Source organism: Variovorax sp. GW822-FHT04A09, from assembly GCF_058801005.1.
On the sequence record NZ_JBXAMV010000001.1, the window covers coordinates 2,169,865 to 2,183,523 of the forward strand.

At 69.2% G+C, this 13,659-nt stretch carries 15 protein-coding genes; 8 read left to right on the forward strand and 7 right to left on the reverse strand.

The features are described 5' to 3' along the window. Positions 1 to 16 precede the first annotated feature (16 nt). The gene (locus AC1RLW_RS10070; RefSeq protein WP_095744541.1) at positions 17 to 1,000 is read right to left on the reverse strand and encodes a tripartite tricarboxylate transporter substrate binding protein; all 984 of its coding nucleotides are present in this window, start codon (positions 998 to 1,000) and stop codon (positions 17 to 19) included. 115 nt (positions 1,001 to 1,115) lie between these two features. Between AC1RLW_RS10070 and AC1RLW_RS10075 the strand changes: the two genes are divergently transcribed. Next, complete coding sequence (locus AC1RLW_RS10075) at positions 1,116 to 1,943, forward strand: helix-turn-helix domain-containing protein (protein WP_493192935.1); 828 nt, start codon at positions 1,116 to 1,118, stop codon at positions 1,941 to 1,943. A 10-nt stretch (positions 1,944 to 1,953) separates the two neighbouring features. Here AC1RLW_RS10075 and AC1RLW_RS10080 read toward each other — a convergent pair whose 3' ends face one another. Continuing rightward, positions 1,954 to 2,610, reverse strand: coding sequence for a glutathione S-transferase (locus AC1RLW_RS10080; RefSeq protein WP_062476661.1), 657 nt, complete (start codon positions 2,608 to 2,610; stop codon positions 1,954 to 1,956). Between the two features lie 80 nt (positions 2,611 to 2,690). Here AC1RLW_RS10080 and AC1RLW_RS10085 point away from each other — a divergent pair, with 80 nt between their 5' ends. Further along, the gene (locus AC1RLW_RS10085; protein WP_493192936.1) at positions 2,691 to 3,911 is read left to right on the forward strand and encodes a polyhydroxyalkanoate depolymerase; all 1,221 of its coding nucleotides are present in this window, start codon (positions 2,691 to 2,693) and stop codon (positions 3,909 to 3,911) included. A gap of 406 nt (positions 3,912 to 4,317) precedes the next feature. After that, positions 4,318 to 5,016 carry an N-acetyltransferase gene (locus AC1RLW_RS10090; protein ID WP_493192937.1) on the forward strand — a complete coding sequence of 233 codons (699 nt, stop codon included), beginning with the start codon at positions 4,318 to 4,320 and terminating at the stop codon, positions 5,014 to 5,016. On the opposite strand, the gene AC1RLW_RS10095 is transcribed toward AC1RLW_RS10090, so the two are convergent. Continuing rightward, positions 5,013 to 5,915: a LysR family transcriptional regulator gene (locus tag AC1RLW_RS10095; protein ID WP_493192938.1), complete on the reverse strand. Its 903-nt coding sequence runs from the start codon at positions 5,913 to 5,915 to the stop codon at positions 5,013 to 5,015. The two genes, AC1RLW_RS10090 and AC1RLW_RS10095, sit on opposite strands and share 4 nt — an antisense overlap. 85 nt (positions 5,916 to 6,000) lie before the next feature. Here AC1RLW_RS10095 and AC1RLW_RS10100 point away from each other — a divergent pair, with 85 nt between their 5' ends. Then, on the forward strand, positions 6,001 to 7,113 hold the full coding sequence (locus tag AC1RLW_RS10100; protein WP_493192939.1) for an adenosine deaminase family protein: 1,113 nt from the start codon (positions 6,001 to 6,003) through the stop codon (positions 7,111 to 7,113). A 7-nt stretch (positions 7,114 to 7,120) separates the two neighbouring features. Then, the gene (locus AC1RLW_RS10105) at positions 7,121 to 8,104 is read left to right on the forward strand and encodes a Bug family tripartite tricarboxylate transporter substrate binding protein (protein WP_307694303.1); all 984 of its coding nucleotides are present in this window, start codon (positions 7,121 to 7,123) and stop codon (positions 8,102 to 8,104) included. A gap of 31 nt (positions 8,105 to 8,135) precedes the next feature. Here the strand turns inward: AC1RLW_RS10105 and AC1RLW_RS10110 are convergent, their stop codons facing one another. Continuing rightward, on the reverse strand, positions 8,136 to 8,594 hold the full coding sequence (locus AC1RLW_RS10110; RefSeq protein WP_062476634.1) for a CBS domain-containing protein: 459 nt from the start codon (positions 8,592 to 8,594) through the stop codon (positions 8,136 to 8,138). A 148-nt stretch (positions 8,595 to 8,742) separates the two neighbouring features. Here AC1RLW_RS10110 and AC1RLW_RS10115 point away from each other — a divergent pair, with 148 nt between their 5' ends. Both AC1RLW_RS10115 and AC1RLW_RS10120 read left to right on the forward strand, forming a co-directional pair. Then, positions 8,743 to 10,053 (forward strand): O-acetylhomoserine aminocarboxypropyltransferase, encoded by a 1,311-nt coding sequence (locus tag AC1RLW_RS10115; RefSeq protein ID WP_062476631.1) that lies wholly within the window; start codon positions 8,743 to 8,745, stop codon positions 10,051 to 10,053. A gap of 1 nt (position 10,054) precedes the next feature. Then, positions 10,055 to 10,861: an alpha/beta fold hydrolase gene (locus AC1RLW_RS10120; RefSeq protein WP_070059720.1), complete on the forward strand. Its 807-nt coding sequence runs from the start codon at positions 10,055 to 10,057 to the stop codon at positions 10,859 to 10,861. A gap of 25 nt (positions 10,862 to 10,886) precedes the next feature. Here AC1RLW_RS10120 and AC1RLW_RS10125 read toward each other — a convergent pair whose 3' ends face one another. Together AC1RLW_RS10125 and AC1RLW_RS10130 are read right to left on the reverse strand one after the other, a co-directional pair. After that, positions 10,887 to 11,552: an NAD-dependent epimerase/dehydratase family protein gene (locus AC1RLW_RS10125; RefSeq protein ID WP_493192940.1), complete on the reverse strand. Its 666-nt coding sequence runs from the start codon at positions 11,550 to 11,552 to the stop codon at positions 10,887 to 10,889. A gap of 21 nt (positions 11,553 to 11,573) precedes the next feature. Continuing rightward, positions 11,574 to 11,957, reverse strand: coding sequence for a thioredoxin family protein (locus tag AC1RLW_RS10130; protein WP_139705773.1), 384 nt, complete (start codon positions 11,955 to 11,957; stop codon positions 11,574 to 11,576). A 95-nt stretch (positions 11,958 to 12,052) separates the two neighbouring features. Here AC1RLW_RS10130 and AC1RLW_RS10135 point away from each other — a divergent pair, with 95 nt between their 5' ends. Next, entirely contained in the window at positions 12,053 to 12,397 is a 345-nt protein-coding gene (locus tag AC1RLW_RS10135; RefSeq protein WP_493192941.1) for an Mpo1-like protein, read from the forward strand. Between the two features lie 22 nt (positions 12,398 to 12,419). Here AC1RLW_RS10135 and AC1RLW_RS10140 read toward each other — a convergent pair whose 3' ends face one another. After that, a complete protein-coding gene (locus tag AC1RLW_RS10140; RefSeq protein WP_307637925.1) occupies positions 12,420 to 13,631 on the reverse strand; it encodes a YihY family inner membrane protein in 1,212 nt (403 codons plus the stop codon). Positions 13,632 to 13,659 lie beyond the last annotated feature (28 nt).

Consider the following 13,659-nt stretch of genomic DNA (forward strand, 5'->3'; position numbering starts at 1 on the left):
GCGGGTGTGTGTGTCGTCAGTCGGCGCGGATGCCGAACTCGCGCACCAGCTTGCCGAAGCGCTGGTCGTCGTCGGCGATCTGGCGGGCCAGCACGGCCGGCTCGCCGCCCACGGGCTCGATGCCCAGCGCGGCCATGCGGGCCTGCACGTCGGGCATCTTCAGGATCTCGTTGACGTGGCGGTTGAGCGTCTGCACGACCTCGGCCGGCATCGCCTTCGGGCCGAGCAGGCCCATCCAGGCGCTCACGTCCATGTCGCGGTAGCCCAGCTCCAGGAAGGTGGGCACGTTGGGCATGAGCTTCGTGCGCTGGCGCTCGGCCACGGCCAGCGGCACCAGCTTGCCGGCGGCGATGTGGCCCGCCACCGCGCCGGGCGTGATCCAGCCCACGCTCACGTGGCCGCCCAGCGTGTCGTTGACCACCGGCGCCACGCCGCGGTACGGCGCATGTGCAATGGCCACGCCGGCGTCCTTGTTGAAGAGCTCGCCCGCGATGTGCATCGGCGAGCCCGCGCCCGGCGTGCCGTAGGTGAAGGCCTTGCCGGCCTTGGCGCCGGCCACGAGCTGCGCCACGGTCTGGATGCCGCTCGTGGGCGCCGTGACCATCAGCACCGGGATGTTGCCGGTCTTGACGATGGGGGTGAAGTCTTTCACCACGTCGTGCGCCACGCCCGGGCCGGCCTTGAGCACGTGCTGCGCGATGGGGAAGGTGCTGGGCGTGAAGAGCAGCGTGTAGCCGTCGGCCGGCGCCTTCGCGACCCAGGCGTTGCCGATCATGCCGCTCGCGCCGGGGCGGTTGTCGACCAGCACCGGCTGGCCCAGGCGCTGCGCGAGCTTCTCGGCGTAGGTGCGCGCGATGGCGTCGGTGTCGCCGCCGGCCGGGTAGGCGACGACCAGGGTGATCGGCTTCGCGGGCCACGATTGCGCCAGCGCCGCTGTCGCGGCGCACAGCAAAAGAATGGCTCCTGCAGCGGCACGGACCATGTTTCGTTGGTGGAACATCTTGCGCTTTCCTTCTCGGTGAGACGACGTGGGGGTGTCGTCGGACTGTAGGAATGGCGCCGCGCGGCCAGAAGATATAGTTTCACTGAGTGAACCTTTTTTCTTTGGAGGCGGCATGTCGGACACCAGCGGCGCGCACAGCGTGAAGTCGATCGACGCCCTGCGCCGCGGGCTCGACGTGATGCTGGCCATCCAGCGTTCGTCGGCCGTCACGCTGCAGGAGCTGCACCGGCAGACCGGCATGTCAAAGGCCACGCTGCTGCGCATCCTGAAGACGCTGCAGCAGGCCGGATGGGTGGAACGCAACGAGCTGGAGAAACGCTACGTGCCCACCTCAGCCACCGGCCAGTCGGGCGCTGCAGCAGCGTGGCGCACGCGGCTCACGGCCCTGGCGGCGTCGCCGCGCGCCACGCTGCAGCGGCTGGTGCCGTGGCCGATCGACCTGGGCGTGCGCGACGGCACGGCGATGCTCATCCTCGACACCGACCGGCCGCGCAACGGCCTCGCGGTGAACTACCGCGCGCTGGGCTTTCGTCCGCCGATGCTGTTGTCGTCGCTCGGGCGCTGCTACCTTGCGTTCTGCCCCGAGGATGAACGGCGAGAAATCGTTGCCGCACTGGCGCGTTCACCCAACGACTTCGACCGCGGCGCGCGGCGCCCCGACAGCATCCGCCGCATGGTGGCGCATGCGCGCGACCAGGGCTACGCGGCGCGCGACCCCACCTCCACCAGCCTCGATTCCCCCGACCGCTTCGGCGCGGTGTCGGTGCCGGTGCGGCTGGGCGAGCAGGTGGTGGGCTGCCTCAGCTGCGCATGGCTGCCGGCGGTGAAGAGCGAACGCGAGATCGTGTCGGCGCACCTGGGCGACCTGCAGCAGGCCGCGCAGAGCATCGAGCGCCGGCTGCGGCAGGACGACCTCGGCCTGCCGCCCGCGGGCCCCTGAAGAACAAGCGTCAGAACTCCGCGTCGAGCTCGTCGATCTCGTCGGGCTCCTGCAGCGCGGCGGCCACCCATTCCTTCATGGCGGGCAGCTCCATCACGCGCTTGCAGTACGCGGCGCACACGCTGTCCAGCGCCACGTCGTAGCTCAGGAAGCGCGTGACCACGGGCGCGTACATCGCGTCGGCCATGCCGGGCTGCTTGCCGAAGAGGAACGGGCCGCCGTAGGCCTTCAGGCACTCGCGCCAGATGGCGACGATGCGGTCGATGTCGCCCTGCGCGCGCGACCACACCTTGAAGTTCTTGAAGCGGGCCTTGATGTTCATCGGCAGCGCGCCGCGCATCGAGGCAAAGCCCGAGTGCATCTCGCCGCAGATGGCGCGGCAGTGCGCGCGCGCCGCGGCATCGGCGGGCAGCAGGCCGGCCTTGGGCTTGATCTCGTTCAGGTACTCGCCGATGGCCAGCGTGTCCCACACCTTGATGCCGCCGTGCTGCAGCGAAGGCACCAGCATCGACGACGACAGCAGCAGCATCTCGGCCTTCATGGCCGGGTCGTCGGGCGGGATGACCTTCTCGCTGAAGTCCAGCCCCGCGAGCCTGCACATCAGCCAGCCGCGCAGCGCCCAGGCGCCGTAGTTCTTGCTGCTGATCGTGAGAACGGGTTTGGCCATCGCGACACTCCTTGGACGATGCGTGCTGTGTGCAAGCGCCGTGCCACACAGTTGGCCCGCAACTTGCCTGCAACCCGTGCATGCTGTACCGCGCTTATCAGAACCAGGCCGACCTGCTCTCGCCATGGCGGCTCACCGCGCAGTACCTGGGCCGCGCCCTCTGGCAGGACGGCACCGAGCGCACCGCGCTGCGGCGCATGGCCGCGCGCTGCGAGGTCTTCTCGCGCATGCGGCTCACCCACACGCGGCCGGCCTACGGCATCGACAGCGTGGTGGTCGACGGCACCGACGTGCCCGTGCACGAAGAGGTTGCGCTGGTCTCGCCTTTCGGGACGCTGTTGCACTTTCGCAAGGCGCACACCGAAGCGGTGCACCCGCGCGTGCTGCTGGTCGCACCACTGTCGGGCCATTTCGCCACGCTGCTGCGCGAAACCGTGCGCACCCTGCTGCGCGACCACGACGTGTACCTGACCGACTGGCACAACGCGCGCGACGTGCCGCTGTGGCAGGGCCGCTTCGGGCTGGACGACTACACGCTGCAGCTGATGCGCTTCGTCGAGGCCGTGGGCCCGGGCGCGCACATGGTGGCCGTGTGCCAGCCCTGCGTGGCCGCGCTGGCTGCGACCGCGCTCATGGCGGAAGACGACCACCCGGCCACGCCGCGCAGCCTCACGCTGATGGCGGGGCCGGTCGATTGCCGCATCAACCCGACCGCCGTGAACAAACTCGCGACCGACCGGCCCATCGACTGGTTCCGCCGCAACCTCATCAACCACGTGCCGTGGCCGCATGCGGGCGCGATGCGGCGCGTGTACCCGGGCTTCCTGCAGCTCACGGCCTTCATGAGCATGAACCCCGAGCGCCACAAGAAGCAGTTCGAGGACATGGAGCGCCTGCTGGTCGAGGGCGAGCTCGACAAGGCCCGCACCATCGCCGAGTTCTACGACGAGTACCTGGCGGTGAACGACCTGCCGGCCGAGTTCTACCTGGAGACCGTCGAGCGCGTGTTCCAGACCTACGACCTGCCGCGCGGCGTGCTCACCGTGGCCGGGCGCACCGTGAACCCCGCAGCGATCCGGCGCACCGCGCTGCTCACGGTGGAAGGCGAGCGCGACGACATCTGCGCGGTCGGCCAGACCGTGGCCGCGCAAGACCTGTGCAGCAGCATCCGCCCCTACCTCAAGACGCACCACCTGCAGGCCGGCGTGGGGCACTACGGCGTGTTCAGCGGCAGCAAATGGAACACGCAGATCTACCCGCGCGTGCGCGAGACGATCCACGCGGCCGACGAACTGCACTGAGCGCAACCCGCGTTCAATCTGGCAGAGACCGCGGGGGCTTTGGTTGCCCGAACACCCCCGGCTTCCTACAATCGACCCTATGAACGTCATGGTTTTCATCCCCGGTTTCGATCGCGCGGCGGCCTCTGCGGCCCCGGGCGACGCGCGCGTACGCGCACCCGCGGCGATGACGGCGAGGTCGCAGCAGACCCTCGCACATCCCTGAGCCCGGCGGTCAGCCTCCTTTTCTCTTCAGCGCACATCGACCGTCGGGCACCCGCCCCGCGCGGTCGCGCGTCCTGGCTTTGATCCGCCCGGGCGACGCACCACTTCCCCCAGCGTCCGACCTTCTTCCCGCCTCCGGCCCCGTGCCGCGCGGAAGGACCTCGCCCGCTTCGCTGTCGTGTTTCGTCGTGAGGATTTCCCCGTGGTGGCTCTTGCCTGCTCCCCTTCCGTTCCTTTTTCGCCTTCGCCTGCCCTGCCGCCTTGGCCCGCGTGGCTGTCGTTCGACGCGCTGCGCCGCCGCCTGCTGCGGCCGGCCGAGCTGCGCATCGACGTCGATCCGAAGAAGGGTCGCCCGAGCGAGCCGCTGACGCCGGTGTACGAGCGCATGCGCGCCATGGGCGACCGGGTGCAGGACCTGCCCGCGCTGCGCCTGGACGAACCCGACCTGCGCGCGCGCTTTCGCGAGGCCGACGGCGAGACCTACGTGTACATCGAGGACGTGCGCCACCAGCGGCTGGTCGGCTACACCGTGTTCAACCGCCTCATCGAGCTCGACCGCCGCGCCGACCGCCACATCCGCGCGCCGCATTCGCAGTACGACCCCGCCTACCAGCGGCGCGGGCTGGCCACGGCCGTGTACCGCTGGGCACTGGGCAGCGGCATGTGCCTGATGAGCGGCGCGCGCCAGTCGCCGGGCGCCCACGCGCTGTGGCTGCGCCTGGGGCGCGACTACACGACGGGCTTTGTCGACTTGCGCGAGAAACGGCTGAGCTACCTGGGCGACGAAGTGGACGGCGACACGCTGTCGCAGCTGCACACGCGCATGTTCATGCTCGGCGAAGGCTGGACGCTGGAGCGTTTCAGCAGCGAAACGCGCATGGCAATGCTCGAGGTGGCCTAAGCCTGCGGCAACCGCTCGCGCAGGAACCCGATGAGCTCCTGCGCCGCCACGTTGCGCATCGGCCCCGGCAGGTAGGCCAGCACCACGCGCCGCTCGATGCGCGGCACCGACAGCGGCACCACGGCCAGCTCGGGGTCGCGCAGCGACGAGGTGTACAGCTGCGGCATCAGCCCCAGCGCCTGCCCGCTGCGCACCAATGCATAGAGCGTTTCGGAATAGCTCACGCGGTACGGCTGCGCGCCCTGCGCGAACTGCGCGCGCGCCGGGTCGCCCAGCGCCGGCATGCTGCCGCTTTCGAACAGCACGAGGCGCTCGCTGCCGATGGCCTCCCAGCGCGCCTCGCCGGCCGCCGCCAGTGCGTGGTCGCTGCGCACCACGAGCACCAGCGGGTCGCGGAACAGGTCGATGCACTCCAGGCCGCCCGGCGGCTCGGTGATCGCGGCCACGGCCATGTCGAGCTGGCCGCTGCGCAGCTCGGCCAGCAGCACCGTGGAGGGCGCGTCGCGCCAGGCCAGTTCCACCTCGGCGCGCTGCTGCAGGAAGCCGGCCGCCGCCGCCGCGACACGCGCGCTGGCCGAGGGGATCACGCCCACCCGCACGTAGGCCCGGCCGCGCTGCACCGTGCTTTCGATGTCGCGCAGCGCCACCTCGAAGGTGTGGACCAGGAAGTCGGTGCGCGCCAGCACCTCGGCGCCGACGGGCGTGAGTTCGAGCCGGTGAGTGGAGCGGGTCAGCAGCTCGGCGCCGAGCAGCTTTTCCATCTGCTTGATCGCGTTGCTCAGCGCGGGCTGCGTGATGGCGAGGCGGCGCGCCGCGCGGCCGAAGTGCCCTTCCTCGACCAGCACCGAGAAACACTGCAGCTGGCGCAGCGTGAGCGCACGCAGGGGCAAGGCGGCCATGGGCGTCCTGGTTATCGATTCAATGAATCAAATTATAGAAATTCAAAATTTTCCTTATGAGCACGCACTGCCTAGACTGCGCCGCATGACCCTTGCCGCGCCTGCGCCCGCCGCCGCTCCTTTCACGCTCGAAGCGATGCTGCGCGCGATTCCCAAGGTGGAGCTGCACTGCCATCTCTTCGGCACCGTGCGCCACGACACCTTCCGCCAGCTCAACCGGCGCGCCGGTGCGCCGCTGGCCGACGCGGAAATCGACGGCTTCTACACGCGCGGCGAAAAGCCCGTGGGCGTGCTGCGCGTGCTGCGCGCGCTCGACGCCCAGCTGGTGCGCAGCGCCGACGACCTGTACCAACTCACCCTCGAATACCTGCAGGACGCGGCTTCGCACCAGGTGCGCTACGCCGAGTTCTTCTGGAACCCGACCGGCACGGTCCACGGCTCGGGCATTGCGTACCCGCTCGCGCAGGGCGCCATCGTCCGCGCAATCCACGATGCGCAGCAGGCGTTCGGCATCACCGGGCGGCTCATTGCCGCCATCGATCGCGAGGCCAGTGCCGAGGCGGCGGTGGAGATGGTCGAGTGGGTCAAGGCGCATCGCTGCGACGAGGTGATCGGCATCGGCATCGACTACCGCGAGAACGACCGGCCTCCCGAACTGTTCGCGCGCGCGTATGCCGATGCGAAAAAGGCCGGCCTCAAGACCACCGCGCACGCCGGCGAGTTCGGCATGCCCTGGACCAACGTGCGCACGGCGCTCGAGCTGCTGCAGGTCGACCGCATCGACCACGGCTACACGGTGGTCGACCAGCCCGACTTCGCGCGCCAGTGTGCGGATCGCGGCGTGATCTTCACCGTCGTGCCGACCAACTCCTACTACCTGCGCACGCTGCCGCCCGAGCGCTGGGCGCTGGACCACCCGATCCGCCGCATGCCCGGCCTGGGCCTGCGCATCCACCCGAACACCGACGACCCGACGCTGCACCAGGTCACGCCCACGGGCGCCTGGCTGATGATGGTGCGCGACTTCGGCTTCGGCCTGGACGACCTGCGCGGCTTCATGCACAACGGCCTGGACGGCGCCTGGATCGACGACACGCAGCGCCGCCAGTGGCGCGCCGAATGGAGCGCCGACTTCGACGCGCTGCGCGCCCGCCTCGCCTCTGAACCCACGCCTTCCGCCACTCCCTTCCCCGGATGAACCCGCCATGACCACGAACCGCCGCCTGATCCTCGCTGCCGCCGCACTCTGCGCCGCCCTGCCCACCGGTGCCCTCGCGCAACCCGCCTGGCCCGCCGCCAAGCCCCTCACGCTGATCGTGCCCTACACGGCCGGCGGCAGCGTGGACGTCAACGCCCGTCTCGTGGCGCAGCGCCTGGGCGAGCGACTCAAGCAGTCGGTCGTGATCGAGAACGTGAGTGGCGCGGGCGGCGCCATCGGCGTGGCCAAGGCCGTGAGCGCGGCGCCCGACGGCTACACGCTGGTGGTCGGCCCCGACAGCGCCATCGCCATCGGCCGGCTGGTCAACCCCTCGGCCTTCCGCTTCGATCCGCTCAAAGACCTGGCGCCCGTCGGCCTGCTCAACACCGCGCCGATGGTGCTGGTGGCGCGCCCCGGCCTGGACGTGCGCAGCTACGCCGACTTCGTGAAGCTCGCCAAGGCCCAGCCCGGCCACTACAACTACGCCACCTCGGGCGTGGGCACCGTGCTGCAGCTGGCGATGGAACTGCTCAAGGAACGCAGCGGCATCTTCGTGACCCACGTGCCCTACCGCGGCGGTGCGCAGATCGCCACCGACGTGATCGGCGACCAGGTCGACCTCGCGATGCTGGTGAGCACCAGCGCCATCCCGCACGTGAACGGCAAGCGCCTGAAGGCCCTGGGCATCACCGGCAGCCAGCGCCTGCCGGCGCTCGCGCAGGTGCCCACCTTCAACGAGATGCCCGGCCTCAAGGGCTACGACATGGTGAGCTGGACCGGCATCTTCGCGCCCGCGAAAACGCCGCCGGCCGTGGTGGCACGACTCAACCAGGAACTGAATGCGGTGCTGCAGGAGGAAGGCGTGCGCGCCAAGCTGGCGGAGCAAGGCGCGTTGCCGGGCAGCGGAACGCCGGAGGCGTTCGGGAAGTTCGTGCAGGCCGAATACGCACGCAACCAGAAGATCGTGCAAACCGCCAACATCAAAGAGTAGCGGTCAGTCGGCCATGGCTGGCTGAAAAGGCTCAGCCGGCCTTTTCGTTGCTCTCGTCTTCCGGCCAGTCGCGGATGTAGGCCTTGAGCATCTTGTTCTCGAAGTTCTGCGCGTCGACCACGGCCTTGGCCACGTCGTAGAAGCTGATCACGCCCATGAGCATGCGCTTGTCCATCACGGGCATGTAGCGCGCGTGACGCTCCAGCATGATGCGGCGGATTTCGTCGAGGTCGGTTTCGAGCGTGCAGGTGACGGGCGCGTCGTCCATGGCCTTGCGCACCAGCGTGGTCCCGACCTGGCCGCCGTTGTTGACGACCGCCACGATCACTTCACGGAAGGTGAGCATGCCGACCAGGTCGCCGTGCTCCATGACCACCAGCGAACCGATGTCCTTGTCCGCCATGGTCTTGGCGGCTTCCGCCAGCGGGTCGTCGGGCGTGGTGGTGAAGAGCGTGTTGCCCTTGACGCGAAGAATGTCGCTGACTTTCATGGTGGTGCTCCTCTCGGGGATTCGTCGTTCTCGGCGTCGTGCCGATTTGAATATAGCCCACAATCGACGCCGACCCGAACGCCCCTGTCGCCTGTGCAAGCATTGCCGGTGTCACGGGGCATTGCGAAGAGACAACAGAAAGGCCTTCATGCCCGGTTATTCCGACCCCGGTTTCGACACCCTCGCGCTGCACGCCGGCGCCGCCCCCGACCCCACCACCGGCGCGCGGGCCGTTCCCATCCACCTGACGACCTCCTTCGTCTTCGAATCCAGCGACCACGCCGCCGCGCTCTTCAACCTGGAGCGTGCAGGCCACGTCTACTCGCGCATCAGCAACCCGACCAACGCGGTGCTGGAGCAGCGCGTGTCCGCGCTCGAAGGCGGCATCGGCGCCATCGCCACGGCCAGCGGCCAGGCGGCGCTGCACCTGTCGGTGGCCACGCTGATGGGCGCGGGCTCGCACATCGTCGCCAGCACCGCGCTGTACGGCGGCTCGCAGAACCTGCTGCACTACACGATGCGCCGCTTCGGCATCGAGACCACCTTCGTGAAGCCCGGCGACCTCGACGCCTGGCGCGCCGCGGTGCGCCCCGAGACCAAGCTCTTCTTCGGCGAGACCGTGGGCAACCCGGGCCTGGATGTGCTCGACATTCCCGCCGTGAGCGACATCGCCCACGAAGCCGGCGTGCCGCTGCTGGTCGACTCCACGCTCACCTCGCCCTACCTCATCAAGCCCTTCGACTGGGGCGCCGACCTGGTCTACCACTCGGCCACCAAGTTCCTGTCGGGCCACGGCACCGTCATCGGCGGCGTGGTGGTCGACGGCGGCAGCTTCGACTGGGAGAAGTCGGGCAAGTTCGCCGAGCTCACGCAGGCCTACGACGGCTTCCACAACATGGTGTTCAGCGAGGAAAGCACCGTGGGCGCGTTCCTGCTGCGCGCGCGCCGCGAAGGCCTGCGCGACTTCGGCGCCTCGATGAGCCCGCACACGGCGTGGCTCATCCTGCAGGGCATCGAGACGCTGCCGCTGCGCATGGAACGCCACATCGACAACACGCAGAAGGTGGTCGAGTTCCTGGCCAGCCATCCGTTCGTGTCCCGTGTGGGACATCCGCTGATCGAGTCGCACCCGAGCCACGCGCTCGCGCAGAAGCTGCTGCGCCACGGCGCGCGCGGTGCCGGCGCGGTGTTCAGCTTCGACATCAAGGGCAGCCGCGCGCAGGGCAAAGCCTTCATCGAGGCGCTCAAGCTGTTCAGCCACCTGGCCAACGTGGGCGACTGCCGCAGCCTGGTGATCCACCCGGCCAGCACCACGCACTTCCGCATGACCGACGAGGCGCTGGCGGGTGCGGGCATCTCGCAGGGCACCATTCGCCTCTCGATCGGCCTGGAAGATCCGGCCGACCTGATCGACGACCTCAAGCGCGCGCTGAAGGCCGCGGAAAAGGCGGGTGCCTGAGATGAACTACACCGTCAACGGCCACGACACCTACTGCTACACCGCCGGCAAGCCCTTCGACGCGGCCAAGCCCACGGTGGTGTTCATCCACGGCGTGCTCAACGACCACAGCGTGTGGATTTTGCAAAGCCGCTGGTTCGCCAACCACGGCTGGAACGTGCTGGCGGTCGACCTGCCCGGCCACTGCAAGAGCGCCGGCGCACCGCCGGCCAGCGTGGAAGAGGCGGCGCAGTTCGTCATCGCGCTGCTCGACGCGGCCGGCGTGCAGAAGGCCGCGCTGGTCGGCCACAGCTTCGGCTCGCTGATCGCGCTCGAAACCGCGGCGCGCGCGCCCGAGCGCATCACGCAGCTCGCGATGGTCGGCACGGCCTACCCGATGGTGGTGTCGCCCGCGCTGCTCGAAAGCTCGGTGAGCGATCCGCAGCGCGCCATTGCCATGGTCAACACCTTCTCGCACTCGCTGCTGGCGCCGCCGCCTTCGTCGCTCGGCCCGGGCACGTGGCTGTACGGCAGCTCGCGCGCGCTGATGCGCCGCGTGCTCGCGAGCAACCGCGAGGCCAACGTGTTCCACATCGGCTTCAAGGCCTGCAACGACTACGCGAACGGCGAAGCCGCGATGGAGAAGGTGCAGTGCCCCGTGCTGTTCCTCCTGGGCGACGCCGACCAGATGACGCCGCCGCGCGCCACCAAGGCGCTGGTGGGCAAGGCGCGCAATGCCAAGGTGGTGACGGTGCATGCCGGCCACGCGCTGATGAGCGAGGCGCCGGACGAGGTGCTGTTCGCGTTGCGCGACTTCGTCGCGGGCTGAAAAGCTGCGACGAACGCTGGGCGGCCTAGCTGCCCAGCGCGTTGATGTCCGCCGGATCGAGCAGCACCTTGCGTGCGCCCCGGCGCGCCACCGCGAGCATCGCGCGGCCCACCTTCTCGGTGGTGGTCACGCGGTCGGGCCACCAGCGGTGGGCCAGCCCGAGCACGGGCTTGAGCACCACGATCGCGGCGTCGTACAACGGCGTCTTCGAGCGCACGCCGTGCAGCGGCTGGGTCATCCCGGGCCGGAACATGTAGGACGCGCGAAACGGCAGGCGCATCAGCGCGTTCTCGGTCGCGCCCTTCACGCGCGCCCACATGCGTTCGCCGCGCTCGCTGCTGTCGGTGCCCGCGCCCGTCACGTAGGTGAAGGTCATGCCCGGGTTGAGCCGCGCCAGCACGGTGGCGGCTGCGATCGTCAGGTCGTAGGTGATGCGCTTGTACTCCGGCTCCTTCATGCCGACCGACGACACGCCCAGGCAGAAGAAGCAGGCGTCGAAGCCCGTCAGCTGCGACTCGATGGCGCGGTAGTCGTACATGTCGGTGTGCACCAGGTCCTGCAGCTTGGGATGCTGCTGCCCGGTGGCGCTGCGTCCCACGGCCACCACGCGTTCCACGTCGGGCGCCAGCAGGCACTCGCGCAGCACGCCCTGCCCCACCATGCCGGTGGCGCCAAAGATCAGGATGTTCATGGGAGGGAAGCTCCGAAGAGGTCAGACCGCGAAGGCCGCGGGCTTTTTCTCGAGCACGGCCAGCAGCAGGTCGACGTCGAGGCTGGAAGGCTGCGGCGGCTGCAGCGCGCCGAGCAGGCGCGACAGCGTTTCGATGTGCGGCAGCAGCGGACCGAGAAAGCGCGTGCCGTCGGCGCCCGCCACCAGCAGGGTCGGGAAGGTCTCGACGTCGAAGGCGTCGGCGATCTCGGCGTGGTCCTCGATGTCGACCCAGGCGAAGCGGAACTGCGGGTGCGCCTTTGCCAGCTCGACCAGCAGCGGCCGGTAGTCGCGGCAGGTGCCGCACCATTCGGCGCACAGGCAGACGACCCACAACGCGTTGGCATCGGCGGAAGAATCGACGGGGACGACGGGAACAGCGCTCAAGGTGGATACGGCGAAGGTGGGATGGCGAACCCGGGTGGTGCGGCCGCGGGGTCGTGGCTATTATCAACAAAGCCCCTGCGGGGCGCAGGAGACCCATGATGAACACCTCCACCCCCACCGCTCCGGCCACGGTCGATCCGCGCCGCTTCACCAGCTTTGCCGAGTTCTATCCCTTCTATCTGACCGAGCACGCCAACGTCACCTGCCGGCGGCTGCATTTCGCGGGCTCGACGATTTCGCTGCTGTGCCTCGTGGCCCTGGTGGTCACGCTCAATCCGTGGTGGCTGCTGGCCGGGCTGGTGGCGGGCTACGGCTTCGCCTGGGTCGGGCACTTCGGCTTCGAGAAGAACAAGCCGGCCTCGTTCAAGCGCCCGCTGTACTCCTTCATGGGCGACTGGACGATGTACCGGGACATCTGGGCCGGCCGCGTCAAGATCTGACGACCCGAACGCCAGGGCGCTCCTAGATCAATAGCACGTCGCCCAGCCGCAGCGTGCGCAGCGGGCCCTTCTGCCACAGGTCTTCGAGCGGCTCGGCGCGCGGCATCAGCAGCTCGCGCAGCAACGGTTCGATGGGCGTCGATGGGTCGGCCAGCAGCACGTAGCGCGGGTCCTGGTTGGCGGGTTCCTCGGCCAGCGGCGCGATCCAGTCGAGCCGCACCAGCGTGTCGATCACCGGCGCCAGTTGCAGCCCGTCGACGCGCATGCGCGTCAGCAGTTCGCTCGCGCCCATGCCCTTGGCCGGCGTGGCCTGTGCGCGCGCCAGGTGCTGCAGCACCTCCATCGCGAGCTGCATCGGCCAGCCCGCCGCGCCGCCCCGGCGCGCCACGCCCGTCAGCAGGCTCGGCAGGTAGGCCGCGATGACGGCGCCCAGCAGCACGATCACCCAGGCCACGTAGATCCACACCAGCAGGATCGGGAAGGTGGCGAAGGCGCCGTACAGCACCGAATAGGTCGGCACCAGGCTCAGGTAGTAGCCCAGCACGCGCTTGGCGATCTCGATGGCGGCCGCCACGAAGAGGCCGCCGGCCCAGGCATGCGACCAGCGCACCGTGGTGTTCGGCACGTAGTGGTACAGGCCGGCCATGCCGGCCGCGAGCAGCAGGAATTCCAGGGTGTCGAAGGCCAGCTTGACGATGCCTCCGCCCACCACGTCGCGCGAAGCGGCGAACACGTACGAGGTGGTCGACAGGCTCACCGCAAGGATCAGCGGCCCCAGCGTGATGGTCGCCCAGTAGATCAGCACACGCTGCGCCAACGGCCGCGGCGTGCGCACGCGCCAGATGTTGTTGAGCGTCTTGTCGATGGTGAGGATCAGCGCGATGGCGGTGATCAGCAGCACCACCAGGCCCGCGATGCCGAGGCCGCTGGCCTTGCTCGCGAATTGGTTCAGGTAGCCCAGCACCTGGCGCGCGATGTTGTCGGGAATCAGGCTCTCGATCAGCCAGCGCTGCAGGCGGCCCTGCATGGTGGCGAACATCGGGAACACGGTGAACAGCGCGAGCGCCACCGTGAAGAACGGCACCATGGCGATGGTCGTGGTGAAGGTCAGGCTGCTGGCCGTGAGGCCAAGGCGGTCTTCGCGGAAACGCTCGCCCAGTACCGCTGCGGTGTTGCGCCAAGGAAAGCGCGAAAGATCCCTCCAAAGCTGCCGACGATTCATGGCCGGTATCATAGGAGTTGAACTCTCCCCCAGTCTCCGC

Bases quoted from the DNA above. Each gene is read 5' to 3' on its own strand.
- AC1RLW_RS10070 (WP_095744541.1), bottom strand. From the start codon at position 1,000: ATGTTCCACCAACGAAACATGGTCCGTGCCGCTGCAGGAGCCATTCTT.
- AC1RLW_RS10075 (WP_493192935.1), top strand. From the start codon at position 1,116: ATGTCGGACACCAGCGGCGCGCACAGCGTGAAGTCGATCGACGCCCTG.
- AC1RLW_RS10080 (WP_062476661.1), bottom strand. From the start codon at position 2,610: ATGGCCAAACCCGTTCTCACGATCAGCAGCAAGAACTACGGCGCCTGG.
- AC1RLW_RS10085 (WP_493192936.1), top strand. From the start codon at position 2,691: ATGCTGTACCGCGCTTATCAGAACCAGGCCGACCTGCTCTCGCCATGG.
- AC1RLW_RS10095 (WP_493192938.1), bottom strand. From the start codon at position 5,915: ATGGCCGCCTTGCCCCTGCGTGCGCTCACGCTGCGCCAGCTGCAGTGT.
- AC1RLW_RS10100 (WP_493192939.1), top strand. From the start codon at position 6,001: ATGACCCTTGCCGCGCCTGCGCCCGCCGCCGCTCCTTTCACGCTCGAA.
- AC1RLW_RS10105 (WP_307694303.1), top strand. From the start codon at position 7,121: ATGACCACGAACCGCCGCCTGATCCTCGCTGCCGCCGCACTCTGCGCC.
- AC1RLW_RS10110 (WP_062476634.1), bottom strand. From the start codon at position 8,594: ATGAAAGTCAGCGACATTCTTCGCGTCAAGGGCAACACGCTCTTCACC.
- AC1RLW_RS10115 (WP_062476631.1), top strand. From the start codon at position 8,743: ATGCCCGGTTATTCCGACCCCGGTTTCGACACCCTCGCGCTGCACGCC.
- AC1RLW_RS10120 (WP_070059720.1), top strand. From the start codon at position 10,055: ATGAACTACACCGTCAACGGCCACGACACCTACTGCTACACCGCCGGC.
- AC1RLW_RS10125 (WP_493192940.1), bottom strand. From the start codon at position 11,552: ATGAACATCCTGATCTTTGGCGCCACCGGCATGGTGGGGCAGGGCGTG.
- AC1RLW_RS10135 (WP_493192941.1), top strand. From the start codon at position 12,053: ATGATGAACACCTCCACCCCCACCGCTCCGGCCACGGTCGATCCGCGC.
- AC1RLW_RS10140 (WP_307637925.1), bottom strand. From the start codon at position 13,631: ATGATACCGGCCATGAATCGTCGGCAGCTTTGGAGGGATCTTTCGCGC.